Origin of the sequence: Burkholderia sp. R-40 (assembly GCF_049942845.1) — a bacterium.
Classification (GTDB): Bacteria; Pseudomonadota; Gammaproteobacteria; order Burkholderiales; family Burkholderiaceae; genus Burkholderia; species Burkholderia ambifaria.
The window spans coordinates 689,986-714,074 of record NZ_CP187968.1 but is presented as its reverse complement, the minus strand read 5'-3'; the positions used below and the strand labels follow the sequence as shown (position 1 = coordinate 714,074).

Genomic DNA, 24,089 nt, shown 5'->3' with positions numbered 1-24,089 from the left:
GTCAATGTCGCGCGTGAAGGTGGGCGGTGTCGTAGCCGAAGCAGCGGATGCGTGCGACGCATCCGGTGTGGCGGAGAATCTCGCGATCCAGTTCGGCCATGAACCGATCCATCAATTCAGTGGTGCGAAACGATGCGATGCGAAAGCGAATCTCCGCGCTGACCGGATGTCCGCGGCCGTGCCGGATCGGCACATAGGCGACGTGAATCGTGCCGGGCGCGGCGCTCAGCACGTCGGTGCAGAGCGTCTCGCAGGCCGACGCCAGTCCGTCGAGCGCCGCGTTCGCCGGCATGTTCGTCTCGGGGATGAAAATCGTGACGCTGGGCATGGCGGGACTCCCGTCAGTGTGCGGTTGCCGACGCTGGCGCGCTGACGAGCCGATCGCCCATCGGTGCATAAAGCCGGATCGCGGCGCCGGACACGAGCCGCGCATGATCCTGATCCAGCACGGCCAGCCAGCGAGCGGCCGGCAGGCGGTCCAGCGCGATCGCACGCAGGGCCGTGGCAGCGATTCCCGCTTGTGCGAACGGGGCAGCGTTGTCGCAAACGGCCAGCCATTGATTGCCGGAGACGGCCGGCGCGGGTGCGGGGCTGTCGTACACATTGCGGCGCCACTCGACGATGTGCGGCTGCCAGCGCGCGAAATTGCCGCCGCCGTTGTCGCGGTACTCGGCCGAGTTCAGCACGTCGGCGCTGTCGATCGTGTGCAGCGCAAGGTAGATGGGCCCCGCGCCATCGACGGCACGAAAGCGTTGCGACGTGCGAAAGCCGGGCACGGAAATCAGCGCCGGCAGTTTGACGCGGCTGTAGAAGTCGTTCCACTCGGCTTCGACGGCGGGCTCGGCGATGCTGCATTCAACGGCATAGATCATCACACCTCCACGGGTAGCAAAGCGGGCCTTCGGGATAGGTCGCCGCTCGACTGGTTGAGTTTTTGTCATGATAATTAGCCAATGAGCGGGCGAAAAACGATCATTCATCACCGTTCAATGACATTTGATCAAGCTATGACCCACGCGGGTCGAACCGGGAGCAATCGTGACGCGACGCAGGATTCCGAGCAATTCGGCATTGATGGCATTCGAGGCCGCGGCGCGGCATGGGAGCTTCGCGCGTGCCGCTGACGAGTTGGCGCTGACCGAAGGTGCGATCAGCCGGCAGATCGGCCGGCTGGAGATGTTCCTGGGCGTGTCGCTGTTCGAGCGGGTCGGCAACCGCGTTCGGGTTGCGCCGAACGGCGCGCGCTACGCGGCGCAGGTTCGCGAAGTGCTGGATCGGCTCGAGCGCGACAGCCAGTACATGATGGGGCAGCCCGGCGACGGCGGCAGCGTGGATATCGCCGTGACGCCGACGTTTGCGACGCGCTGGCTGATTCCACGGCTCAAGGATTTCCAGACGCGGCATCCGAACATCACCGTGCATTTCGCCGATCGCGCCGAGCCGTTCGTGCTGGCCGGCAGCGGATTCGATGCGGCGATTCATTTCGAGCATCCGGCATGGGCCGGCATGCATACGTACCGGCTGTGCGAGGAGGTGCTGGTGCCGGTCTGCCATCCGTCGCTGCTCGCGGGCGGGGATCCGGATGCGTTGCTGGGCACGCTGCCGCGCCTGCACAAGCGCCAGACGCCGGATGCATGGTCGGCGTACGTGCAGGAGACGGGGTTGCCGGTGAACAATCCGGCCGCCGGCGCGCGCTACGATCTGTACTCGATGCTGATCGCGGCGGCGCTGGCCGGGCTCGGCGTCGCGCTGGTGCCACGGCTCTATGTCGACGCCGAGATCGCGCAAGGATCGCTCGCGGCGCCCTGGCCCGACGGTCGGGGCGTGGTGAAGCGCTTCTGTCTCGTGTTGCCCGACGCGCTGGAACTGGGCGACGGTCCGCTGCAGACCTTTGCGCACTGGGTACTGCGGCAGGCGGACGCGTGATGCGCGTAGCCCAACAAAAACGCCACCCGAAGAACTTATACCTTAACAGCACATAGTTCGTGAATGAGCAACGCCAAAGCCTTATTTTACAAGGCCTCTGTGCATTCCACGTTTACGATGTATGAATACATCCCAATACATCGTTACCTACAAGCGCCGACGGCAACGTCGGCGCTTTATCGTTGCGTCGGTCAGTCGCCGAGCACTTTGCGAATCGCGCGCGCGAACCCCACCTCAAACACCGTTCGGCCGCGCGTATTCACGATTTCGCCGTGGCTACCTTCCCACAGGCCGCGTTCTTCAAGGTAGTCGGCTGAGACTGCCTTCTGCAATGCTTCGCGCTCGGAAGGTGTGAGCTGCTCGGCCAGGGAGCGTACGGCCACGGGTTGCGAGCCCGGTGCAACTGCGACGGTCGCGTCGAGTGGGCGTCGGTCCACGGTCACTTGAGCGTTAGCCTTCAACACGTTGAGCTGCGCCTTGAGCTTGTCGCGTTTCGCGGTGATGGCCCGCATGATGGAGCGGATAGCGGGGTCCGCGATGCGCATCAGGTATTCGTGGTTCGCCAGCGTCTTTAGCGGCGTTGGCGCAGATGGTCCAGCGTAGGCGGCCCGGGCTTCAATCAGTGCCTTGTAGTCGGCCAATTGAGCATTGTAGAGTGCGCGGCCCTTCATAATGCCTTCGGATTCTGCTAGGCGGCCGATGGCTGGCAGAGAGAAATTGCGCGAGCCGCCTCATGCTGCTGGCGGCAGAGTTCGTGCATTTTCGTCAGATTCACGCGCCGGTTCGAGCGGCCGCCCTTGGTGAGCAGCAACTCCAGTACGGCGTCCGGGTGGAGGTTCGTCGCACCATTCATGCCAAAGCTCTCGAGAGTGTCCGACGCATGGCGGGAAACGCGGTGCCGGCATGCATCCTGGGCAATAGCGCGGCCAGGTCGATGCCGAAATACTGGCTGAGGCTCACGCCCGCGTCCATCAAACGAATGACTTCCCGCTAGCCCAGCGCAGGGGCCGCGAGATTGACCTGCTGGGCGTTATTGTCTCCAGTTCGTGCCATCTTAGCCGGCTAAAGAATTCCTCGTCGCAGCCGTTATTTTGAATGGCGATAGTTGGCCGATGACCCACGGGAACTGTTTCTTTATGTGCAATACCGTGCGCCATTTCGACTTAGTGAGGAAATACGGAGATGCGCAGCAACATTCTTTCGCATGGATTCGGGACAGTTGGCTTCAATTTCGGCCGTCTGATGTCACATGTCCTTTCGCTCGGACACAAAGTGGTGGGCCCCGTGCTGGACTGGTGGATTTCCACGCCTGTGCAGCGCGTGGCGTTCGTGAGTTTCGCGCGCGTGAACGCCCTTTACGTCACGCTTGCTTGCATGGTGACCACTAGTGTATTTGCGTGGCTGAACCCCAGGAGCGACCTTGCAACAGCCCTGCTGCTGGTGACTTTCCTGCCGCTGCAGAGCATGTACTTCCGGCTGAACCCCGGCAAGGTGTCGATGATTGTGACGTCCTGCTATGGCCGCGAGTTGCGCGTGCATCTGCCCGATACGAGCGTGCACCCTCGCGACGTCGCGGTACTTCGCGCGCAGGCCGACGAGCTAGTGCGCATCGCTCGGATATGCCATGCGCATACGTTGACGTTCAATTCGCCGCTTCTGGCAGCGAAGTCCACAAGCGCGCTCTTGGCGCGTACCCTGGCGCGGGCCGCAGCGAGCATGAATGCGGACGTTCGTGTAGAGGTCGAGGAGCCGAAGGAGGTCGATGTCGTATCACACGGCAACCTTTCCATCTATGCCAGCCGGTACGAGGCTTTGCGAGATGACCGCTTCGTGGCAGGTGCGCATGGTCGGCTGATGAGCCGAAAGATTCAGGTCAAATTCAAGTAGTAGCATTTTTTACATCTTTGTTCGGCCTTTTCTGTCATTAACCACGCTTGTCCGGAGCAGAGAGGTGACAAAGAATTTTGCTTTTTGGGCAAGCCGGCGCATCAGTCTTCGAGTGTGTGCGACTTTGGCACCCTCCGCGGGGCGGGTGCACATACCTTTGTGGTGGGGGCAGCGGAGTTGTGCACACGGGGAGTCGGCATGGCTTGGATACGCCAAATGGGGAGGGGGCCGGGGAAGGATTCGCTCTATGTAGGACGGCTTGCCACGCGTTTTGGAGTAGACGGGCGTCTAGATGCTGGCCCAGAGCGCATTGTCCGCGGACTTCGATGGTCCTGCACTAAACGCGCTCTATTTCAAGGCTGCTCAGACACAACCTAGGCAGCCAACAAAAAGACGTAGGAACGAAGTATGATTCGTCATCGGAAAGCTTTGGTCGGATACGTGGGCTTTCGATTCCGGGGATGCCACGCATTACTGCGTTGTTGAGTGTTCTAATGTGGTGGCGAGTGTGTGCGTAGTCAGCAAAAGAACTGGGCGTAGCACGTGGCAAACAAAAAAAGTTTCAGCGAGAAGACCAGCGCGGACGATAAGAGTATTGGGTTTGAATACCAATATTACTATTTCCTCGACCGCCTCCTGAATCTGAAATCAGGTCAAACCGTCGGTCTGGAAGTCAAGGATGATGTTCACACGACACTCGATGCTGACATCAATATACTCGTACAGCTCAAACATACCGTTCGCAGTAATGTAAAGGGTGACCCTGTCGCATTGACTGAACTCGATTCTGACCTTTGGAAGACGATTTATAACTGGTCGCAGATTATAAGTGATGAAGCGGAAGGGCGAAAAGAGCCCTCGTCACAACTTCGCTTTGTGGAGAAGACGGAATTCCATCTGGTTTCTAATAAATCTCAGTCTAGGGCCAACGAATTTCTTCGGATTCTCGAAAGATTAAATTTGGGTGAGGTTGACTTTCATGTGCTGCTTAACCATGTCAGGTATCTCGGAAGTAAAACAACTGACCAGAATATCAAGGGATATATTGGAAGTGTGCTGAAACTTGAGGTCGATGTTCTGGAGGGATTCTTTCAGCGTATCTGCGTCGAGTTGGAGCTTGATGACATTATTGGCCGCGTGAAGCGTTCCCTTCTTGAGAAAATTATCGACCCAGATAAGGTGGATACGGTCTTCAGTCGGTTGGATTCGGGTATCCGAGTCGATAATTTTATTGCAGTCAAACGCGGGGAGGCGATACTAATAAGTTTCGACGATTTCATGAGGCGGTATCGCCGTATCTTCGATGACGGGCGTACGAAGAAATTGGTTTATCCGAAATTTACTCCGGAGCTACCGGGTAATATCTTCGCGCAGAGATTTATCAAGCGTCTATTGGAGATTGGTGATATATCCGAATCGGATGAAGAGCTGGCTATCGATTACACCACTTATAAGCTGCGTATCTCGCGGTACCTCGAGCAATGGGTCCAAGAGGGTGACCTTGTCAGCGAGGAGATTGAGGCGTTTCACGAAGAGGTATTCGTGCGATGGCGAAACGAGTTTCGGGTCGCATTTCGGGGCTGCAGTACTCCACGTGAGATTATTGAAGCTGCGATGAACTTACTGATTGCGCTGCGGCGGGACCGGTTCAAGCTTGGCGATACCGAATTGTCGACAACGCTTAGCAACGGCGAGCTCTATTACCTGTCAGACGCCGGTCAGATAGGTTGGCATAAAGACTGGAGTGCCGATGAGTAGTAGATGGTCGGGATATAACAACGTTGGGATATGCTCAATCGCGTTGATGGGCGTGCTTGAGCACGCAAAGAGCGTGACGCTCCCCAAAGCACTCCTCGTGATGCCTCTGGTCATGCACGATGGGACTGTGCGCTACCTTGGCGATTCGCGAGTTGCACGGCGAGAGGCCGCGGCACTGGTTGCGCAACGCCCCGACTTGTTTGCTAATTTCGCGACGCGGTATGACGACAGTCTCGCCATGACAGTAAACGCAATACAGTTTCTCGTCGAAGTGGGTTTTGTTCGCTTCGACGGCGGTTTGACGTTGCTGAAGTCACTAGAGGTAGACCCCGCGTTTGGCAAACGGGCACAAAAAATCGCCAAAGCGGCGGGGCACATCGCTTCGCTTCTCACTGGTCCGGTCGAGGAGCTGTATTTAAACTTTAGGGTGCAGCTTTGAATTTCGGCTTCGATTCCATCACGCTCTGGTCACGCACAGGTGAGCGCCGCAGTCTTCGATTTGAGCGCAACCGCCTGAATGTGATTACCGGCGAAAGTCACACTGGCAAAAGCGCGTTGCTCGACATCATCGATTATTGCTTTCTGGCGAGTTCCCACAAGCTCCCGGACAGTATCATCAATGAGAACGTCGGCTGGTATGGATTGACGTTCTACGTGAACGACAAGACATACACGATTGCGCGTAGAAGCCCTAGGGACAATGAGGTTTCGAGCGACTACTATTTTTCGAGCACCGGGGTGGTGCCGGACATGCCCGAGTCGAATACGAAAGAAGGCGACATCCGGACGATACTCGAAGCGGAGTTTCATATCACCGATAAGGTTACGGTCGCTTATGGCGGGCGCGCACTGAAGACTGGTTCGAAGGTGTCGTTCCGATATTTCTTCCTGTTTAACACTATCTCCGAAGACATCATCACCAACAGCAAGGTGTTCTTCGATAAGCAGTCAGAGGAGCGATACCAGGAAGCTCTGCCACGCATTTTCGACATGGCTCTCGGTATAGACGACCTTTCTAACATCGCTGCGCGCGAGAAAAAGGAAGCTCTGAGGAAGGAGATTGCAAGACTCCAACGCAAGGAGGCACACCTCGGCCAAGGGAGGGAGATCTTTGATGAAGAGGTGCGCGATATTGCCGTCAAGGCAGCCGAATATGGTCTCATAGATAGCGACCCCGCGAGCCTGTCCATGGACAACGTCCGGCGTGCTATCAGCGACGCCGCGTCGCCGGAAACCGGGCAGGCCCTGAATAGGTATGTCGAGACCAGTGCCAAGCTGTTCGTTGTGGAGCGTCGCCTTCGAAAACTCAGGCAGTTCTCGTCTGAATACCGGTCCTACAAAGATACCTTCAAAAACGCTGAAGACAGTCTGCGACCAATCGAGCAGTTGATGAAGCAGGCCCCGAGCCTAGTCAAGTCGGAGATTTTTGATGACCTCATCAGCAGCCTGAAATCAGACCTGTCGGCGGTCAAGAAATCTATCGTTGGTAAGCAGCCGGTGGATGGCCAGATTGGCGCAATGGTCAAATCGCTCGAGGGTGAACGCGATGCGCTGCAACGGGACCTCTCCGGACTTCCGCAAGAACCCAAGTCCTTTGCTTCTCAACGCGAGAAGTGGATGTTCGTGGGCGAGGCGATGGGGCAATTCAGAGCGTATGAGGGAGCGCGTGCTCCGGCTGTTCTGCAGACTACTACCTCTGACGAAGACGACCTGCAGAGGCAGATGGACGCAATCGAGGTGCGCGATGTGGAAGAAACTCGCGAAGCCGTCGTCTCTATGATTAACGAGATTGCGCTGGACCTTCTCAAAGAAACTGGGGACGCGCTCGCGAACTACGCGTCCTATCAGACCGACTTTGCCTACAAGGAAAAGCGCTTACGACTACGCAAGCCTCGCTCGAAGCTGATTGAAAACGTGGGCAGCAGCTCGAACCACATGTTCCTGCATCTGCTGCATTTCCTCGCGTTGCATGAGGTTGCCATCAGCCACCAGTCGATGTTTATCCCGAGCTTCCTCATCATTGACCAGCCCAGCCGGCCCTACTATCCGGACAACAAGGCCGATGACAATGTGATGCTTAAGAACAGCGACACAGAGAAAGTATCGATTGCTTTCAGTCTGCTCAACAATTTCATTGCGCGGATGAATAGGGACTACAAGACCGAGTTCCAGATGATTGTGTTCGAGCACGTGCCGAGCGAAACGTTCAAGGACATGGCCTACGTGCATATCCTTCCTGAGTTCCGTAATGGTGAGGCGCTCATTCCAGAGGGGTGGCAATCATAGCAAGGGATGAAAAGGCTGCGGTGATACTCCACCATCGTCGCGGCTGTACTAGGCGGTCTGAAACTGACGCTCATCGAACGGGCCGGGACGTTAATCTTTCTTCTGGCTCACCAAGCGTAGTTCCCGCGCTTTTACCTGAAAGTCTCGATGGTGTCGGGCGCAGGGGAGAATACCCTCCAGTGGCAAGCGTTTCGAGCAGGAGAGGCCGGATAAACTCTATTCCTTTGGCGGCATTCGTTGGAGAGGTTTATGCTCTTTACTGTTGTGCAGTACAAAGATGTTCCTCGTAGGTCCCGGACCCTAACGGGCATGAACGAATGCTATCTGCTGCGCGATAACTGGGACGACTACACATTAAAGACTACCTTCCGGCTTGTCTACTTCGACTCAGAAGGGACAAGGCACGACATTGGGTCGGTGAAAGTCATGAGCGATGGCATGGAAGAAGGGTGGGTGAGCGTCGAGGATTCGTTCCCTGAACTTCCGCAAGACTATGCTTCATTGGGGGGAAGTGCCGAATACTATGAAAATCTCATTAGTCTCGGCGAGGATGAGCGCGTAGCTATCCTGCGCGCGATGCGGGACGTAATATGGGACGCTGATATCCGAGCACGTGTGGAGCACGAGCAAGCATTCCAAAAGTCGTTGATGCGCGGGCATTGGCCGGACGACATCGAAAAGATGAGCGATATCCTTCTAGAGCGTGCCACGCCGACCGCATTCCGGTTTAGCTACGCACTTTCAGCGAATAGTGATGTTCGCCTTCGAGTCAATGTCAAACCGGATTCGAATCCCCCTACAAACATCCATGCCATCATTGGCCGGAATGGTGTTGGCAAAACGACACTGCTTAGGTCGCTTGTGCAGACCTTGCGCGATGGGAGCACCGCGCGAGGCGGCGAGTTGCAAATGCGCAAACCGAGTGGGAGTACTGAACGCACAAGCTTCGCCAACCTTGTTGCCGTTGCTTTCAGCGCATTCGACGAATTCGACCCGCCTGTCTCAAATAAGGGAACCGGCACTGGGATAAGGTACACGTATGTCGGGCTGAAGAAGGACCGAAGAAAGGACGGCGAGGCAAGCAGCCTCAAAAGAACGTCTGAGCTCAAGAAAGAATTCATAGATAGTACGCTTGCGTGTTTGCGCAGTGCGCGTGTACCGCGTTGGCGCGCCGCAATGCGGGTGCTGGAGACGGACCCGCTTTTTGCAGCACTCGGGTTAGTCAAGTTAGCCGATTCAGAACAGAATCGATTTGCGCAGGAAGCTGGAGAGCTTTTTGACCGGGCGAGTTCGGGGCACAAAGTCGTCTTGCTTACGATGACCAAACTTGTCGAGCTGGTCACCGAACGGACGTTGGTGGTAATTGACGAGCCGGAGGCGCATCTCCACCCTCCTCTTGTGGCAGCGTTTGTGCGAGCGCTTTCGAATCTTCTCGCTGCCCGTAATGGCGTGGCACTATTGGCGACTCATTCACCGGTCGTTGTCCAGGAAATTCCAGCTGCGTGCGTGACCCTTTTCTTCAGGACTGGGGATGAGGTGGAGCTCGAGCGTCCAGAAACGGAGACGTTCGCGGAGAACTTGGGAACACTCACACGGGAAATCTTCCGGGTTGAAATGACGGAAAGTTCTCACCATGCCTTGATTTCAAAGGTGGTGGGGCAATCGCACGACTTTGAGCAGGTCCTTGCAGCCTTTAACGACCAACTTGGCGCCGAGGGACGTTCGGTGGCGCGTTCACTTTTGCGGGGACGCGACGCATGATTGGTATGGAATGTCCGGGGGACGACCCGAGAGAATTATTTGAAGAGCTAGCTGAGCACACTCAAGACCGGGTGTTGCGTGCTGCACTTGTTGCTGAAGGTCCACGTGTAGAGCGCCGAGCTCGCGAATATTTAAGCCTTGCAGAAGTGGGCGACCTTTCAGCGTTCGATAGAGAGGAGCCGGTCGGGGTGACCAGCGGCCAACTCTCAGGCGTGTACGACCGCGTGCTGGTGGGTGGATACGGGCGACCGATTTACGACCGAATCAAGGCCAGTGCAAAATTCAAGCGTTGTCCCCTCTGTGGTCTCCGTGTTGTGAAGACCCTAGACCACTATTTGCCACAAACAAGATTTCCTGAACTTGCTGTGTTTCCCGCAAATCTGGTTCCCGCCTGCGCGGATTGCAACAAATCGAAACTCGCTCACGTCGCCGAAAGCCGTGCCGAAGAGACTTTCCACCCGTACTTTGACGATTGGAGCGAATATTGTGTCCTCGGGGCATCGCTTGAATTTGGCGAGAGCCTAACGGTCTCGTATCGGGTTCTCACCGCACCGGCAATGTCCGCAGTCGATGTGCAACGCGCTCGTAATCACTTCGACCTCCTTGAACTTAACGAGCTTTATGTCAGCTACGCTGCGTCGGAACTCGCAGAAAGCAAACGAACTTTTCGAAACAACTTCGCTTCTGGACCGGAAGCTCTGCGCGAGGAGTTGCGGCAAGTAGCCGGAACTAGGTCTGAGGGAAACTTAAATGGGTGGATGGCGGTTCTTTACCGATGCCTAGCGGAAAGCGATGACTTCTGCAATGGTGGCTTTGAGCTGATAGAGGAGTGACGCGCCAGTGTGTTCGCAATCTAGCAGAAGCAGCGAAGCCGTCTCGATTCCCTCCCTTTACGTCAATCACTATGCGAGAGGAGCGTCTTCGCCGTAAAGAATATTCGTGGTGCGCAGAAACTGTGACCTGCTCTTCGCGTCGAGCCGCCAATGGAAAAATCTATCTACTCTCGTCGATACGCGATGTTCGCTAAGCTGCTGCGAGCAGCTAGAGAAGAGGGGTCTTACACAAGAAGAGGTCGCAGCTCGTCTCGAGACGACTCAGACCTTCATTAACAAGTGCGAGCGCGGCGAGCGCCGACTGGATGTCATTGAACTATGTAGTTGGTGTGAGACTCTGGGCATTCCAGCCAGCCAGTTCGTCGCAGAACTTGAGCAGAAGATGTGAGCGGCTGAGTGCGGTCGTCGAGAACGCGCAGTAGCATCTGAAAAAATGCAGATGATGTCAGGGTGTCTCCGTGTGCACAACTCTGCTGCCCACACCGCACGGGTGTGGATAGCCGCCCTGCGGGCAGGACCAGAGTTGCACACACTCGAACGTCTGACGCGCCGGCTTTTGCCGGCTTGCCCTATTTGTAAAAAAAGAATGGGGTACCCGAGAAGGCGGCTATCGGCCGATTCGGATTTATTGTCTAACGCGGAGGCCGGTCTGGGACCTTCCTGATTCGTCTGTCACAAAGGTACGCTGGCGAACCACTCCATAGGCGCTCGAATCTGGGGTGAACGTCCATACCCGCTCATGTGCGGGTGAAAGAAAGCCGGCTACTCGGCATCGTCAAATATCATACATAGGCCGGTGTTTCGCGTACATCCGATGAAGAAATTTTGTATAGCTTCAAAAGTGCAGGGACAAAAAAACACCCCTCACGGAGGGGTGCTGACTACGACGTAAGCAGATTTGTACCTAGCTATGTATTCCCGCTTGGGGGAGTAACCGAAGGTGGCGTGGTTTCATCGTGCATCGCACCGATGCGCGTGCGTCACTCGCTGCCGAGATAGAAGAAGCGGAACAGGAACACGGCCGCGATGATCCACACGACCGGCTTGACCGTGCGGGCCTGGCCCGTCAGCAGCTTCAGGCCGCCATACGAGATGAAGCCGAACGCGACGCCGTTCGCGATCGAGTACGTGAACGGCATCAGCAGCGCGGTGAGCGCGGCCGGCACGGCTTCGGTCGCATCGTCCCACGGCACGTCGACCATCTCGCGCAGCATCAGGCACGACACGTACAGCAGCGCGGGCGCGGTCGCGTAGGCCGGCACGACGCCGGCGAGCGGCGCGATGAACAGGCACGCGAGGAACAGCACCGCGACGGTGATCGCCGTCACGCCCGTGCGGCCGCCGGCCTGCACGCCCGATGCGCTTTCGATATACGCGGTGGTCGACGACGTGCCGAGCACCGAGCCCGCGACGATCGCGGTGCTGTCGGCGAGCAGCGCCTTGTTCAGGCGGTTCATCTTGCCTTCGACGAGCAGGCCCGCGCGGTTCGCGACACCCATCAGCGTGCCGGTCGCGTCGAACAGCTCGACGAGGAAGAACACCAGGATCACGTTGATGATGCCGGTCGACAATGCGGCGCCGATGTCGAGCTTGAACAGCGTCGCGTCGATCGACGGCGGCGCGGAGAACACGCCGTGGAACTGGTTGCCGCCGAAGAAGAACGACAGGATCGTCACGCCGATGATGCCGATCAGGATCGCGCCGCGCACGCGCAGATGGTCGAGCGTGACGATCGTGAAGAAGCCGATGATCGCGAGGATCGTGTCGTGCTTGTGCAGGTCGCCGAGCGTGACGAGCGTGGCCGGGCTGCCGACGATCACGCCGGAGGTCTTCAGCGAGATGATGCCGAGGAATAGCCCGATGCCGGCGGTGATCGAGATGCGCAGCGATTTCGGAATGCCGTTGACGATCGCCTCGCGCACGCGGAACAGCGTGACGAGCAGGAACAGGCAGCCGGAGATGAACACCGCGCCGAGCGCGGCCTGCCACGTGAAGCCCATCCCCTTGACGACCGTGTACGCGAAATACGCGTTCAGGCCCATGCCCGGCGCGCAGGCGATCGGGTAGTTTGCGTACAGCCCCATGATGAGCGACGCCAGCGCCGCGACGAGGCAGGTCGCGACGAACACGGATTCCTTCGGCATGCCGGCGTCGCCGAGGATCGCCGGGTTGACGAAGATGATGTAAGCCATCGTCAGGAACGTGGTGACGCCCGCGAGTATTTCGGTGCGGAAGTCGGTGCCGGCTTCAGCGAAGCCGAAATACCGCTTGATGGATTCCATGAAGGCGTTTCTCCGGTCGGATTGTCGTGTTGCTTGTTGTTTGTGCCGAATTGTTGTAACGGCAGCGCGCGGCCGGCGTACTGTAACCAGCCACTATTGCCGCGCTATCGGCGGATTGTAATAGCGCGGATAGCTCGGACGATATAGTTGCGGGGCACGATCGGCTGCGTTCGCACGAACGGTCGGACAGGCCGGTCGCGCGAGGACGGCGCGCATTTTACCGGTTTGGACGAAGCGGGCAGGTAGAAACGATGGAAACGATTCGACGGCGGGCGGGCCGTGTCGGCCGATGCGGGCGCAACGGCATGAAGCACGCGCGGACGCCGCACGATGACATGCGACTGCCATGGAGCGCCCGCATGCTGGACGACCGCGGGGCCGACGCAACGCATGCGCGAACGCGGCGCGCGTGGCCGGCGCGGGTGCGCAGCGGCGTTCGGCGGCCGTTCGTCGGTCCGGGCGGTTGCAGATATCGGGCTATCCTGCTCCGAAGCCGTTCCGTCCGCAACTGTCATTTCTCGATGCCGGCGCGACTGTGGTTTCTGTGTAAAAGATTGCAAGAGGTCATCGCGTAAACCGGCAAGTCTTTCTAGGATAGATACACCGCGCACACACGCCGGCCGGTTATTGCCGACGCGGGGGAGTCGCAGTCCGTGCAGGCCAGGCGGTGAAGTGTGGTGACGGTCGCCGCGCATTCGGGCAGGCGCGACCGATTGCGATTGCCCGATGCGGGTTCGTCCGTATTCACGGAGGTCAGCATGTTGAACTGGATCAGCCGTTGGGCGATGCGGCACGCCCCCACGCCGGAAAAAACCGCTGCGTCGATGCTCGTGACGGCGCGCATGGAACTGTTCACAGCCGAACAGCGCGTCATCGATGCGAAATTACAGGCGGATTACTGGCGTACACGCGTGTCATTCCTCGAGGAGGTGCAAAAACAAGGCATCGACCCGTGGGTGACCTCGCATGCCGCGCAACGCCCCGATCTTGATTCCGCTCCCCGTGGCACGGGCCCGCGTCTCGCCGCCAGCACCTGAACCTGATGCATGCAATGCAGGTGACGGTTGTTGCGCACGGCGCGCGATCGCGCGCGGCATGCATGAGCGTGCCGCGTGATTCGATGCGCACCGGCGACGCAGTGCGCCGCCGGTGCGTCCGTTTCCGGATGCGGTAATTTCGCGCGCGCCGGTGCCTCGTTGCGCGCGTCAGCTCGCATCGTCAATCCCTTCTTCGCCATCGTCCGACGAGCAAACGTTGCACTTGCGCGAGCGTGCGTCTGAGCCGTTCGCCGCGCCGCACGTACGCCGTCGTGATCGACGCTTCGGCCGCCCGGCCGTCATCGGTGCCGAGCCAGATGCGATCGCCGCGCGCGATGCGCAGCACGTCGCCGGGTTGCACCCAGAAATCGTCGACGCTCGGCGGCCGCGTGATCCACAGCGGCGCGCCGTGCGCACGAATTTCCGCATCGCTCGGCGCGCGCCAGGTCAGGGTCGTGCGCGGCGCGACCGCAAAGCGGATCACGACGGTCGGTAACGTGATCGCGCCACTGCGGCGCGTATCGGGACGGTCGGGACGGTCGAACAACGGGCTTGCCTGGTCCATCGTCTGCTCCATTCGTTGAGCCGGACGGATGACGCGCACCAGAACAAAAAGGCCTCATCCGTTTCCGGTGAGGCCTTGTGTGACATGCGGTACTGCTCGGATGCTAACGCACAAGCGCCTCCCGTGATCCATTCTTTCGAATGTTCACCGAGCAATGTTTCGCGATGGCGATGTGCTTGAACGTAGGCATGCGAACGAGTTTGTCGATGTCGTCCTGCGTTGTCAACGACTATTTTCGAGATACGTGGCGATCACGCGTCGCGCTGGGCGAGGCCGTTCACGAGCAGTTCGGACAGCAGGCCCGTCATCCCTTCCGGGTGCGTGGCGGCGCGCGCCTTCAGCTGTTCGACGAGATCGGCGTTGAGCTTGCACGCGAACGGCACGAGGCCTTGTTCCTGATCGAGCTTGCGCTGCGCGCGGCGATCGAGCTTCGGCGCTTCCTCGGCGCCCTTGCCGAAGCGCGCGGCGTTCGACTGCTTCATCGCTTGCGTCAGCTTGAGCGCCTTGTTCTTTTCTAGATCGGTTTTCTTCATGGCCATCGCGGCACCTCCGGGAAATGAAGCCGCGATTGTACGCACTTCGGCGGGCGCCGCCCGCCGAGGCCGTGACAAAGCCGCCGCTGACCTCGCTCGGGCAGCCGTTCACGCGCCCTTCGTCGTGCCCCAGTTGCCGCCGTGCGCGGCCGCCTGCGCGGCGGGCGAGCGGGCCAGATACGCGAGCGCCTGCTCGGTCGAGCCTTCATGGTGCGGCGTATAGCCCGGCTTGAAATAGCGCAGCGCCGCGCCGATCACTTTCCAGAATGACGGCAGGTGGCCGCGCCGCGAACCCTTCCACCACGAGAGCACGAAACCCGGATAGCGGCCGGCGGCCGGGTCGCGCCGGTACATGAATCTTGCGCCGCTCGTGATGAAGTAGAGCAGCAGCACGATCACGAACGCCATGTGCAGGCAGCGCTCCGGGTAGTTGCCGCCCACATGGTTGTAGATGTCGAACGCGACGGTCCGGTGCTCGACTTCCTCCGCGCCGTGCCAGCGCAGCAGGTCGACCATCGTCGGATCGGCGCCGCCTTCGTCGAGCCCGTGCGCATTGAGCACCCAGTTGCCGAGATAGCCGAAGAAATGTTCGAGCGATGCGATCACCGCGAGTTGTTGCCGCAGCCAGAAGCGCGTGTGGCCGATCTTCAGTCCGAGCGGCGCTTCGCCGAGCACGCGCGTGAACAGCCAGTTCAGCTTCTGCGTGAACGGCTTCGTGTCGATCCCGTGCCGATCGTAGTAATGCTTGAGCACGCCGCCGTGCGAGCGCGAATGCACGGCTTCCTGGCGAAGGAAGCCTTCGGCTTCGTCGCGCAGGCGTGCATCGGTGATGTGCGGCAGCGCCTTGTTGTACACGCGGCAGAACCACAGCTCGCCTTCCGGGAACAGCAGGTTCAGCGTGTTGATGATGTGCGTGCTGCACGGGTCGTTCGGCACCCACGTGATCGGCGTGTCGCTGAAATCGAACTTCACGTGCCGGGCCTTGATCTTGTGATAGTCGGCGGTAGCGGTCATCTGTGTCTCCGTTCCTGTGCGGTAGCCTGCGCCGTCAATGCGATGCCATGCCGATGCGGGCGAGCATCCGGCCGAGCCACGGCATGAAGCGGCCCACGATGCGCAGCGCGTGCGCCTCGGCGCCCACCGCCACGACCGGCCGGTTGCGCAGCACGCCGTCGACCATCGCCTGCGCGACGGTCTCTGGCTTCAGGCCGCGCATCTGGTACAGCTTCGTCGCGCGTTTGCGCAGCCGTGCCTCGTCCTGAGCGTTGGCGCCCGCGTATTGCGTCGACGCCATGATTCCGGTTTCCGCGAAGCCCGGGCACACGGCCGTCACGCCGATGCCTTTCTCCGCGAGTTCCGCGCGCATGCATTCGCTGAGCATCAGCACGGCGGCTTTCGTCGTCGCGTAGGCGGGCAGGTCGCGCGACGGCCCGAACGCGGCGGCCGACGCGGTGTTGACGATGTGGCCGCCGGTGCCGCGCGCGGCCATCTGCTGGGCGAACAGTCGCGAGCCGTGGATCACGCCCCACAGGTTCACGTGCAGGATGCGCTCCCAGTGGTGGGCGGTCGTGTCCAGAATGCCGCCGGCCATGCCGATGCCCGCGTTGTTGATCACGACGTCCGCGCCGCCGAGTTCGCTGCCGACCCACGTCGCGAGCGCTTCCATCTCGTCGGCGGATCCGACGTCCACGCATTTCGCGTGGGCCTGCGCGCCGATCAGCCCGAGCAGCAGCGCGGTGCGCTCGGCGCTCGCGAGTTCGATATCGCACGCGACGACGCTCGCGCCTTCGCGGGCGAACGCGAGCGCCGCGCAACGGCCGATGCCGCTGCCCGCGCCGGTGACGACCACGACCTTGCCGCTGAAGCGGCCGCTGGTCGCGCGCCGGCGTGCGTTCGCGAGCGCGGGCGGCTCGTCGCCCGATTCGACCGCGTCGATCAACTGCTCGGCGAGGCCCGCGAAGCGCGCGGGATCGGCGAGCGGCAGCCAGTGGCCGGCCGCGACTTCGCGGCGGTAGTACTGCGGCACCCAGCGTGACAGGTTCTCGGACAGTGCCGGGCTCACGTACTTGTCGCCGAGCGGCACGATCGTCTGCACGGGAGCGTGCGCGTAGCGCTCGCGCGGCGCGAACAGGCAGCGGATGAAGTTCGCGCGATAGAGACGCACGCCGTGCGCGCCGTCGTCGGCCTGCGTCGCGCGCGGGGCGATCGGCGCTTTCTCGAGCCGGCGCAGCAGGCCCGGCCATGCGCGGCCGAGCCACAGCCGCCAGCTCAGCTCGGGGATGAACGGCAGGTGGAACAGGATGACGTACCACGAGCGCACGAGCTGGCCGCCGAGCTTGGCCAACGACTCGGGCGTCGGCCGCAACACGCGTTCGCGCAGCCAGAAGCCGACGTGGTCGAGGCACGGCCCCGAGCACGACGTGTATGACGCGATGCGGCCGGCGAGCCGCGGATCCGTGACGAATTCCCAGCCCTGGATCGAGCCCCAGTCGTGCGCGATCAGGTGCACCGCGCGGCCGGGGCAGAGCGTGTCGATCACCGCCATGAAGTCGTCGGTCAGCTTCGCGAGGTGGTAGTCGGCTGTGCGCGTCGGCACGCCGGACAGGCCCGCGCCGCGCACGTCGTAGGCGATCACGTAGTGCTTGCGCGCGAGCAGCGGCGCGACGTGCTGCCAGACGCTGCTGTCGTCGGGGTAGCCGTGCACGAGCACGACCGGCGAGCGGGCCGGGTCGCCCCAGGTCCTGACCGCGAGCGTCAGGTCGCCGGAGGCGACGGCCGTCTCGCTGTGAAGCAATTCGAACAGGGCCAGCGGCGCTTCGTCGGAAAGAGGCTGCATCGTGAGTCCGTCGTTCAGAGATTCGGGGCTTAGGGAATTCGGGAGGAAGGCGCGACGCGGACGCGTCACGCAGCGGCCGGCACGGCCGCGACGGCCTGCGCGCGTTCGGCCTGGCGGCGCTGCCGGCGGCGCACGTGCGGCAGGTCGTCGTCGAGCCAGTACGCGTCGTCGTCGGTGATCACCAGCAGTTCCTCGAATTTCGCGCCGACGCCGGCGAAGCCGAGATGCGGCTCGACGGCCCACAGGCCCGGCACGGGCGCATGTTCGGAGCGGCGGTCGATCGACCACAGCGGCGACCAGCCCTGCTGCTTCGCCGCGCGGCCCTGGTCGAGCAGCAGGTTGCGCGTCGCGTTCAGCCCGAAGCGCGCGACGAAGCGCGGTTTCGACGGCTTGTGGATCTTCGCGACGCGATGCGCGAGCACCTTGAACGGATAGGCCTTGTGGCGCGGCTCGACGCCCTGGCGGCGGCACAGCGCGTCGACCGCCTGCGCGACCTCGGCCATCGGGCGGCGCGCCTTCACGAGCCGCACGATCATGTCGCGATGGTCCATCAGGTCCTCCTGCAGCTGTTCGAGGATCGGGTTGCGGCCGAGGCAGTGCGCGTAGCCGACGTCCGCGACGACCCCGTCGAGCACGGGCGCGACGTCGAGGATCACCGGCATGTCGGTTTCGAGCTGGCGGTGGCTCGGGAAGAACGCGAGGTTGAAGCCGCCCATGTGCTTGAGGCCGGAGAAGCCTTCGAACGCGGTGCGCTCGCCGAACCACGCGAACGGCTTGTGCAGCCAGTCGTGCACGCCGTGGTCCTGCAGCCATTGGGTCAGCAGGCGTGCGGCTTCCTTCTCGGTGATGCCGGGATAGAGCATCGCGCCGACGGTCTCGACGCAGCGGTAGGCAAGCTGCTGGACCGCGCGGAATTGCGGCAGCTCGTCCAGGTGGACTTCCGGCAGCGGGTGGTCAGCGGTCATGATGCGTCTCCATGTGTCGGCCCGTGTTTGCTTGTCGGCGCGACGCGGATCCTGTGCAAGGCTTGGGCGCTGATCCGGAACGCATCCGCCAGTGAACTTGGGCGAATTATTCAGTCAGCATTTAATGTGCCATTGATTGATGTAATGATCATAACCGGTTCGACGTCGCGTGCGAGCCCGCGGAGATGAGGACTTCTCCTAATGAAGAGCCGAAATGGAGGAGACGCTCTAGGTTTGGGGCGGTCGGACCGGCTGGCCCGCTGCTGCGCACGCGTCCCGAGCGCGGAGCCGGCCGGGAGCACCACGCGAGGTTCCGGCGGGCGCCGGCATGTCGCGCCGGATCAACTCTCCGTCGTGTCGCGGCGAGACGCTGTCAAATTGCCGAAATAATTTCGTCACATCATCCGCCCCTATTCGAAGCCTTTGCGGCTTCGCCGGGCCGGTGTGCCGCGCGTCGCGCGGGGCAGCGACCGAAGCCGATTCGGCATTTCAACGGAGAGAGAGACCATGCAACGCCGCCGGTTCATGAACACCCTTGCCGCGGCGACCGCCGCGACGCCGCTCATGCTCAAGGCCGGCATCGCCGGCGCGAAGAGCGCAATCGCGCCGGACACGCTGGACCCGGGCCGCTGGTCGCCGTTCAACGCCGCGCGCCTGCAGGCGGTGCTCGACCAGCATGGCGTCGCGAGCGCGCGCTACGATGGAAAGCGCCGCCCGTATGCGGTGTTCGACTGGGACAACACGTGCATCATGAACGACTGCGAAGAGGCGTTGCTGATGTACCAGATCAACCATCTGCAGTACAAGCTGACGCCGGACGAGTTCGTCGCCGTGATGTGGAAGGACGTGCCGAAGGGCGCGTTCATGAAGGACTACACGACCGTCGACGGCAAGCCGGTGACGATGGAGGATCTCGCCGCCGACGTCGAGTCCGACTACCGCTGGCTCCATGCGAACTACAAGGGCTTCGGCGGCGACAAGAGCCTCGACGAGATTCGCGAGACCGACCAGTTCAAGGATTTTCGCGCGAAGCTGTACTTCATGTACGACGCGATCTGCGACACGCATCCGCTCGAAGTCGGCTACAAGTGGATCATCTACTTCTACAAGAACATGACGACCGCCGAGCTGCAGGCGATGGCGGAAGCGTCGAACAACTACGGTATCGGCGACGCGCTGCGCAAGGTTCGCTACGAAAGCCCGAAGGCGCTGCCGGGCAAGGCCGGCGTGGTGGCCGATACCCATTTCCACGGCATCCGCATTCACGAGGAAATCCGCGCGGTGATGCATACGCTGCGCGCGAACGGCATCGACGTGTACGTGAGCACCGCGTCGCTCGACGACGTCGTACGCGTGTTCGCCGGCAATCCGAACTATGGCTACGGCGTGGCGCCCGAGAACGTGATCGGCCTGCGTCTCGACATGCAGGACGGCAGGTACACGAGCACCTATCCGGCCGGCTGGCATTTCAACTGGGGGCCCGGCAAGACGGTGGGCATCCGCAACGTCCTCGCGTCGAAGAAGGGTTACGGCCCGCTGCTGGTGTTCGGCGACAGCGACGGCGACGCGTGGATGCTGCGCGATTTCAAGGACACCGCGGCCGGCGTGATCGTCAACCGGATGAAGAAGGGCGAGATCGGCGCGGACAGCACGCTCGCGGCCGAACAGATCGGCAAGCCGGACGCGCGCTTCCTGCTGCAGGGCCGCGACGAGCACACGGGCCTGATGATCCCGGACGAGAAGTCGCTCAAGTACGGCAAGACCGAGCGCAAGCTGCTGGCCTGACGCGCGCCGGGCGCCGGGCCGCCGCGGCCCGGCGTCCATCCGCGGCCGTGGCCTCGCGCGAGCCGGCACACGCGCATCTCAAGGCTCCCGCTTCACCCCCAACCGCTCCAGCAGCGACCCGAGCAGATCGATCGGCAGCGGAAACACGATCGTCGAGTTCTTGTCGGCCGCGATCGTCGTCAGCGTCTGCAGGTAGCGCAGCTGCATCGCCTGCGGCTGCAGCGCGAGCCGCTGCGCGGCCTGCAGCAGCTTCTCCGACGCTTGCAGTTCGCCTTCCGCATGAATCACCTTCGCGCGCCGCTCGCGCTCGGCCTCGGCCTGCCGCGCGATCGCGCGCACCATCGTCTCGTTCAGGTCGACGTGCTTGATCTCGACCGTCGATACCTTGATCCCCCACGCATCGGTCTGCGCGTCGAGCGTCTTCTGGATGTCGGCGTTCAGCTGCTCGCGCTCGGCGAGCAGTGCGTCGAGCTCGTGCTTGCCGAGCACCGAACGCAGCGTCGTCTGCGACAGCTGGCTGGTCGCGTCGAAGAAGTGCGCGACCTGGATCACGGCCTTCTCCGGATCGACCACGCGGAAATACACGACCGCATTGACCTTCACCGACACGTTGTCGCGCGTGATCACGTCCTGCGGCGGCACGTCGAACACGACGGTGCGCAGGTCGATCCGCACGACCTGCTGGACGATCGGGATGATCAGCACGAGCCCCGGCCCCTTCACTTTCCAGAACCGGCCGAGCATGAACACGACGCCGCGCTCGTACTCGCGGAAGATGCGGATCGACGACGCGACGAGCACCACGACGAAGACGATCAGGACGCTGCTGAAGCCGAACGTGTAACCGATCATGAAGGTTCTCCTTGGGGTTGTGCCTGCCCGGGCACGTCGTAGAGCGGCGTGACGGTCAGCGTCAGCCCCTGGCGGCCGGTCACGCGCACGCGGCAGCCGGCGGCGAGCGGCACGCTGCTCGCGACCCGCCAGCGCTCGCCGTGCACGCGCGCCCAGCCGGCGGCCGACGGCGCGACGCCGCTGGCGGCCATCGGTTGATCCGGGTGCAGGCCGTCGTCGAGCACTTCGCCGATGCTGCCGAGCATCGCCTCGGCGCCCGTCACGACCGGGCGCCGCCGCGCGCGCAGCGCGACGCTCGATACGACGGCGACGAACAGCGCGCCGCCGAGCGCCAGGCTCGCGATCACGGGCCACGGAATCCCGTAGCCGGGCACGTCGGTGTCGATCAGCATCAGCGCGCCGATCGTAAACGCCACGATCCCGCCGAAACCGAGCACGCCGAAAGTCGGCAGGAACGCCTCGGCGACGAGGCAGCCGAGACCGAGCAGCACGAGCCCCAGGCCCGCATAGCTGACCGGCAGCAATTGCATCGCGAACAGCCCGATCAGCAGGCAGATGGTGCCGGCGAGGCCCGGCAGCACGAAGCCGGGGTTCGCGAATTCGAAGAACAGCCCGTAGATGCCGATCGTGAGCAGGATCAGCGCGACGTTCGGATCGGCGATGATCGACAGGAAGCGGCTGCGCCAGTCGGGCGCGAGCACGACGAGCGGCGCATGCGCGGTCGCGAGGTGCAGCGTGCCGGCGCTGGTCGTCACGGTGCGGCCGTCGAGCTGGCGCGCGAGGTCGGCCGGATCCTGCGCGATCAGGTCGACGACATGCTGCGCGCGCGCCTCGTTCGCCGACAGGCTCACGGCTTCGCGCACCGCGCGCTCGGCCCATTCGGCGTTGCGTCCGCGCAGCTGCGCGAGGCCGCGGATGTAGGCGGCGGCGTCCTGGGTCGCCTTGCGGATCTCGGTCGACTGCGTGTCGTTCGGCAGCGCGACGGGCGTGGACGAGGCGCTGGAGGCCCCGCCAGCGCCCGATGTCCCGGCCGGCGACGGCCGCGGCGTGCCCGGCGTACCGGGTGTACCCGGCGCGCCGCCGCCGATGCCGAACTGCACCGGCGAGGCCGCGCCGAGATTGGTGCCGGGCGCCATCGCGGCGACGTGGCTCGCGTAGACGATATAGGTGCCCGCGCTCGCGGCCCGTGCGCCGCCGGGCGCGACGAACGCGGCCACCGGCACCGGCGAGCCGAGGATCGCCTTGATGATCTGCCGCATCGACGTGTCGAGCCCGCCGGGCGTGTCGAGCTGCAGGATCGCGAGCGGCGCGTGGTCGTGCGCCGCGCGCTCGAGCGAGCGGACGATGAAGTCGGCGCTGGCCGGCCCGATCGCGCCGTTGACCGGAATCACGATGACCGGGGCCGCGGCGGCGGGTGCGGCGGACGAGCCGGCGGGGGGCGGGGCGGCAACCGCCGCGCATACGACGAGCAGCGCCGCGAACAGCGCGGCGCGCGCGACCCGCGCGACCAGCGGGTGACGGGGGCGGCCGTCGGGCGAAGCCGATGACGGCGGCCCATGACGATGAATGGGCATCGGGGCGTCCGGGCGGCGCGCGGCCGCACGCCGTCCGGCTCGCGGAAAAGGGCGTTGGCCCGATATTTGAAGATTAGGCGGTTTCGGGGCAAAGCGCGAAGGCGGGGCCGCCGGCCGCGCATTCAGCCGGCGCCGTTGCCGCGCGCGAGCGCTTCTTCCCGGTACTCGGCCGGGCTGCGCCCGCTCCATTTGCGAAACGCGCGGTAGAACGCGCTCGGTTCCGCGAAACCGGTGGCGGCCGCGACGTCGGCGATGGTCCGCGACGGATCGGCCAGCGCCTCGAACGCGAGATCGCGCCGCAGCGTGTCCTTGATCGACTGGTACGCGTGGCCTTCCTGGTGCAGCTTGCGGCGCAGCGTCGCCTCGGCCACGTGCAGCCGCGCGGCCATCCCGCCCGCGCCGGGCCACGCGGCGGGCGGCATCCCACGCAGCACCGTGCGCACGCGCTGCGCGAGCGCGTTCGGGTTGCGGTATTTGACGATGAAGCTGGCCGGCGCGTTGCGCAGGAACGTCTTCAGCGTCTTCGCGTTCTGCACGACCGGCAGCGTCGCGAATTCGGGATCGAAATCGACATACGAATCGGGCTGGTTGAAGCGCATGTCGTCGCACAGCATCGACGGGTATTCGTGGTCGGCCGGCGGCGTGTCGCAGCGGAAGCTCGCGTGCAGCACCGGGATGCGTCGCCCGATCAGCCAGCAGGTGAGCCCGTACACGATGATGAAATAGGTCGCGTACGTGAACATCGCGGGCGCCGCGGCGCTGTTGCGGTGCACGAAGCGCAGCCGCACGCGCTGCGGATTGGCGTCGAGCTCCGCGTGGAGATCGTCGAGCACGCAGTGCAGGAAATTCACCGCGCGCGCCATCGCATGCAGTCCGTCTTGCGCGGACAGCGCGGCCTGGCTCATCGCGATGAAGCTGCCGCTGCGCATCGGGTGGCGGTCCTGCCCGAAAAACTCGTCGTCGAGCGCGCGCGCGATCGCGTTCCACAACGCGCCGTATTGCTGCGCGGATACCCGCGCGCGCGGCTGGTCGAGCAGCGCGGGCGCGATGCCGGCCTGCGCGAGCAGCGGCTCGGCCGCGACGCCGCGCCGGGTGGCGAGCGCGATGCTGTACGCGACGAGGCTGATCGCGATGGTGCCCTTGTCTTCCTGCTTCATCGACGCCGCCGGTATGGCAAAAACGCTCAGTGTAAATGAGCGGCGCGAGCAT

The 24,089-nt window shown here is 62.5% G+C and carries 23 protein-coding genes; 11 read left to right on the top strand and 12 right to left on the bottom strand.

Features of this window, described 5'->3' with window-relative positions:
* Position 1: 1 nt before the first annotated feature.
* Entirely contained in the window at positions 2 to 328 is a 327-nt protein-coding gene (locus ACP26O_RS19580; RefSeq protein WP_175663396.1) for a hypothetical protein, read from the bottom strand.
* A 13-nt stretch (positions 329 to 341) separates the two neighbouring features.
* Positions 342 to 872 carry a sugar ABC transporter gene (locus tag ACP26O_RS19575; RefSeq protein WP_175663804.1) on the bottom strand — a complete coding sequence of 177 codons (531 nt, stop codon included), beginning with the start codon at positions 870 to 872 and terminating at the stop codon, positions 342 to 344.
* A 202-nt stretch (positions 873 to 1,074) separates the two neighbouring features.
* On the opposite strand from ACP26O_RS19575, the gene ACP26O_RS19570 reads away from it, so the two are divergent.
* A complete protein-coding gene (locus tag ACP26O_RS19570; RefSeq protein WP_175663805.1) occupies positions 1,075 to 1,926 on the top strand; it encodes a LysR substrate-binding domain-containing protein in 852 nt (283 codons plus the stop codon).
* 191 nt (positions 1,927 to 2,117) lie between these two features.
* Here the strand turns inward: ACP26O_RS19570 and gmtX are convergent, their stop codons facing one another.
* On the bottom strand, positions 2,118 to 2,597 hold the full coding sequence (gene gmtX, locus ACP26O_RS19565) for a gamma-mobile-trio protein GmtX (protein ID WP_244098945.1): 480 nt from the start codon (positions 2,595 to 2,597) through the stop codon (positions 2,118 to 2,120).
* A gap of 62 nt (positions 2,598 to 2,659) precedes the next feature.
* Here gmtX and ACP26O_RS19560 point away from each other — a divergent pair, with 62 nt between their 5' ends.
* The 8 genes from ACP26O_RS19560 (at position 2,660) to ACP26O_RS19525 (ending at position 10,839) form a co-directional block, all read left to right on the top strand.
* The gene (locus ACP26O_RS19560) at positions 2,660 to 2,920 is read left to right on the top strand and encodes a hypothetical protein (protein ID WP_175663313.1); all 261 of its coding nucleotides are present in this window, start codon (positions 2,660 to 2,662) and stop codon (positions 2,918 to 2,920) included.
* A 188-nt stretch (positions 2,921 to 3,108) separates the two neighbouring features.
* A complete protein-coding gene (locus ACP26O_RS19555; RefSeq protein WP_175663397.1) occupies positions 3,109 to 3,813 on the top strand; it encodes a hypothetical protein in 705 nt (234 codons plus the stop codon).
* 543 nt (positions 3,814 to 4,356) lie between these two features.
* The gene (locus ACP26O_RS19550; RefSeq protein WP_175723924.1) at positions 4,357 to 5,571 is read left to right on the top strand and encodes an ABC-three component system protein; all 1,215 of its coding nucleotides are present in this window, start codon (positions 4,357 to 4,359) and stop codon (positions 5,569 to 5,571) included.
* A complete protein-coding gene (locus tag ACP26O_RS19545; RefSeq protein ID WP_175663399.1) occupies positions 5,564 to 6,010 on the top strand; it encodes a three component ABC system middle component in 447 nt (148 codons plus the stop codon). Before ACP26O_RS19550 ends, ACP26O_RS19545 begins: the two co-directional genes overlap by 8 nt.
* Positions 6,007 to 7,857, top strand: coding sequence for a DUF3732 domain-containing protein (locus tag ACP26O_RS19540; protein WP_175663400.1), 1,851 nt, complete (start codon positions 6,007 to 6,009; stop codon positions 7,855 to 7,857). The genes ACP26O_RS19545 and ACP26O_RS19540 overlap by 4 nt, the downstream gene beginning before the upstream one ends.
* Positions 7,858 to 8,166: 309 nt before the next feature.
* Positions 8,167 to 9,618, top strand: coding sequence for an AAA family ATPase (locus ACP26O_RS19535; RefSeq protein ID WP_175663401.1), 1,452 nt, complete (start codon positions 8,167 to 8,169; stop codon positions 9,616 to 9,618).
* Positions 9,615 to 10,451 (top strand): HNH endonuclease, encoded by an 837-nt coding sequence (locus ACP26O_RS19530; protein WP_175663402.1) that lies wholly within the window; start codon positions 9,615 to 9,617, stop codon positions 10,449 to 10,451. Before ACP26O_RS19535 ends, ACP26O_RS19530 begins: the two co-directional genes overlap by 4 nt.
* 106 nt (positions 10,452 to 10,557) lie before the next feature.
* Complete coding sequence (locus tag ACP26O_RS19525) at positions 10,558 to 10,839, top strand: helix-turn-helix domain-containing protein (RefSeq protein ID WP_426356393.1); 282 nt, start codon at positions 10,558 to 10,560, stop codon at positions 10,837 to 10,839.
* Positions 10,840 to 11,431: 592 nt separating this feature from the next.
* Here ACP26O_RS19525 and ACP26O_RS19520 read toward each other — a convergent pair.
* A complete protein-coding gene (locus ACP26O_RS19520; RefSeq protein WP_011659376.1) occupies positions 11,432 to 12,733 on the bottom strand; it encodes an NCS2 family permease in 1,302 nt (433 codons plus the stop codon).
* A 758-nt stretch (positions 12,734 to 13,491) separates the two neighbouring features.
* Here ACP26O_RS19520 and ACP26O_RS19515 point away from each other — a divergent pair.
* Positions 13,492 to 13,770, top strand: a complete 279-nt coding sequence (locus ACP26O_RS19515) for a hypothetical protein (RefSeq protein ID WP_175658874.1) — start codon at positions 13,492 to 13,494, stop codon at positions 13,768 to 13,770.
* A 181-nt stretch (positions 13,771 to 13,951) separates the two neighbouring features.
* On the opposite strand, the gene ACP26O_RS19510 is transcribed toward ACP26O_RS19515, so the two are convergent.
* The 5 genes from ACP26O_RS19510 to ACP26O_RS19490 all read right to left on the bottom strand — a co-directional run bounded on the left by ACP26O_RS19510 (position 13,952) and on the right by ACP26O_RS19490 (position 18,669).
* Positions 13,952 to 14,335 (bottom strand): DUF2917 domain-containing protein, encoded by a 384-nt coding sequence (locus ACP26O_RS19510; protein WP_175663403.1) that lies wholly within the window; start codon positions 14,333 to 14,335, stop codon positions 13,952 to 13,954.
* Between the two features lie 251 nt (positions 14,336 to 14,586).
* Positions 14,587 to 14,874 (bottom strand): hypothetical protein, encoded by a 288-nt coding sequence (locus ACP26O_RS19505; protein ID WP_006749455.1) that lies wholly within the window; start codon positions 14,872 to 14,874, stop codon positions 14,587 to 14,589.
* Positions 14,875 to 14,976: 102 nt separating this feature from the next.
* Complete coding sequence (locus ACP26O_RS19500) at positions 14,977 to 15,882, bottom strand: metal-dependent hydrolase (protein ID WP_175663404.1); 906 nt, start codon at positions 15,880 to 15,882, stop codon at positions 14,977 to 14,979.
* 34 nt (positions 15,883 to 15,916) lie between these two features.
* Positions 15,917 to 17,704: an SDR family oxidoreductase gene (locus tag ACP26O_RS19495; protein WP_175663405.1), complete on the bottom strand. Its 1,788-nt coding sequence runs from the start codon at positions 17,702 to 17,704 to the stop codon at positions 15,917 to 15,919.
* A 65-nt stretch (positions 17,705 to 17,769) separates the two neighbouring features.
* Positions 17,770 to 18,669, bottom strand: coding sequence for a M24 family metallopeptidase (locus ACP26O_RS19490; protein WP_175663406.1), 900 nt, complete (start codon positions 18,667 to 18,669; stop codon positions 17,770 to 17,772).
* Between the two features lie 507 nt (positions 18,670 to 19,176).
* On the opposite strand from ACP26O_RS19490, the gene ACP26O_RS19485 reads away from it, so the two are divergent.
* Positions 19,177 to 20,454: a haloacid dehalogenase-like hydrolase gene (locus ACP26O_RS19485; protein WP_175663407.1), complete on the top strand. Its 1,278-nt coding sequence runs from the start codon at positions 19,177 to 19,179 to the stop codon at positions 20,452 to 20,454.
* A gap of 78 nt (positions 20,455 to 20,532) precedes the next feature.
* On the opposite strand, the gene ACP26O_RS19480 is transcribed toward ACP26O_RS19485, so the two are convergent.
* The 3 genes from ACP26O_RS19480 to ACP26O_RS19470 all read right to left on the bottom strand — a co-directional run bounded on the left by ACP26O_RS19480 (position 20,533) and on the right by ACP26O_RS19470 (position 24,037).
* Positions 20,533 to 21,306 (bottom strand): slipin family protein, encoded by a 774-nt coding sequence (locus tag ACP26O_RS19480; protein WP_011659369.1) that lies wholly within the window; start codon positions 21,304 to 21,306, stop codon positions 20,533 to 20,535.
* A complete protein-coding gene (locus ACP26O_RS19475) occupies positions 21,303 to 22,880 on the bottom strand; it encodes an NfeD family protein (protein WP_175663408.1) in 1,578 nt (525 codons plus the stop codon). The genes ACP26O_RS19480 and ACP26O_RS19475 overlap by 4 nt, the downstream gene beginning before the upstream one ends.
* Positions 22,881 to 23,002: 122 nt before the next feature.
* The gene (locus ACP26O_RS19470; RefSeq protein WP_175663409.1) at positions 23,003 to 24,037 is read right to left on the bottom strand and encodes an AraC family transcriptional regulator; all 1,035 of its coding nucleotides are present in this window, start codon (positions 24,035 to 24,037) and stop codon (positions 23,003 to 23,005) included.
* Between the last annotated feature and the right edge of the window lie 52 nt (positions 24,038 to 24,089).

Bases quoted from the DNA above. Each gene is read 5' to 3' on its own strand.
- ACP26O_RS19580 (WP_175663396.1), bottom strand. From the start codon at position 328: ATGCCCAGCGTCACGATTTTCATCCCCGAGACGAACATGCCGGCGAAC.
- ACP26O_RS19575 (WP_175663804.1), bottom strand. From the start codon at position 872: ATGATCTATGCCGTTGAATGCAGCATCGCCGAGCCCGCCGTCGAAGCC.
- ACP26O_RS19570 (WP_175663805.1), top strand. From the start codon at position 1,075: ATGGCATTCGAGGCCGCGGCGCGGCATGGGAGCTTCGCGCGTGCCGCT.
- gmtX (WP_244098945.1), bottom strand. From the start codon at position 2,597: ATGAAGGGCCGCGCACTCTACAATGCTCAATTGGCCGACTACAAGGCA.
- ACP26O_RS19560 (WP_175663313.1), top strand. From the start codon at position 2,660: ATGCTGCTGGCGGCAGAGTTCGTGCATTTTCGTCAGATTCACGCGCCG.
- ACP26O_RS19555 (WP_175663397.1), top strand. From the start codon at position 3,109: ATGCGCAGCAACATTCTTTCGCATGGATTCGGGACAGTTGGCTTCAAT.
- ACP26O_RS19545 (WP_175663399.1), top strand. From the start codon at position 5,564: ATGAGTAGTAGATGGTCGGGATATAACAACGTTGGGATATGCTCAATC.
- ACP26O_RS19535 (WP_175663401.1), top strand. From the start codon at position 8,167: ATGAACGAATGCTATCTGCTGCGCGATAACTGGGACGACTACACATTA.
- ACP26O_RS19530 (WP_175663402.1), top strand. From the start codon at position 9,615: ATGATTGGTATGGAATGTCCGGGGGACGACCCGAGAGAATTATTTGAA.
- ACP26O_RS19520 (WP_011659376.1), bottom strand. From the start codon at position 12,733: ATGGAATCCATCAAGCGGTATTTCGGCTTCGCTGAAGCCGGCACCGAC.
- ACP26O_RS19515 (WP_175658874.1), top strand. From the start codon at position 13,492: ATGTTGAACTGGATCAGCCGTTGGGCGATGCGGCACGCCCCCACGCCG.
- ACP26O_RS19510 (WP_175663403.1), bottom strand. From the start codon at position 14,335: ATGGACCAGGCAAGCCCGTTGTTCGACCGTCCCGACCGTCCCGATACG.
- ACP26O_RS19505 (WP_006749455.1), bottom strand. From the start codon at position 14,874: ATGGCCATGAAGAAAACCGATCTAGAAAAGAACAAGGCGCTCAAGCTG.
- ACP26O_RS19500 (WP_175663404.1), bottom strand. From the start codon at position 15,882: ATGACCGCTACCGCCGACTATCACAAGATCAAGGCCCGGCACGTGAAG.
- ACP26O_RS19495 (WP_175663405.1), bottom strand. From the start codon at position 17,704: ATGCAGCCTCTTTCCGACGAAGCGCCGCTGGCCCTGTTCGAATTGCTT.
- ACP26O_RS19490 (WP_175663406.1), bottom strand. From the start codon at position 18,669: ATGACCGCTGACCACCCGCTGCCGGAAGTCCACCTGGACGAGCTGCCG.
- ACP26O_RS19485 (WP_175663407.1), top strand. From the start codon at position 19,177: ATGCAACGCCGCCGGTTCATGAACACCCTTGCCGCGGCGACCGCCGCG.
- ACP26O_RS19480 (WP_011659369.1), bottom strand. From the start codon at position 21,306: ATGATCGGTTACACGTTCGGCTTCAGCAGCGTCCTGATCGTCTTCGTC.
- ACP26O_RS19475 (WP_175663408.1), bottom strand. From the start codon at position 22,880: ATGCCCATTCATCGTCATGGGCCGCCGTCATCGGCTTCGCCCGACGGC.
- ACP26O_RS19470 (WP_175663409.1), bottom strand. From the start codon at position 24,037: ATGAAGCAGGAAGACAAGGGCACCATCGCGATCAGCCTCGTCGCGTAC.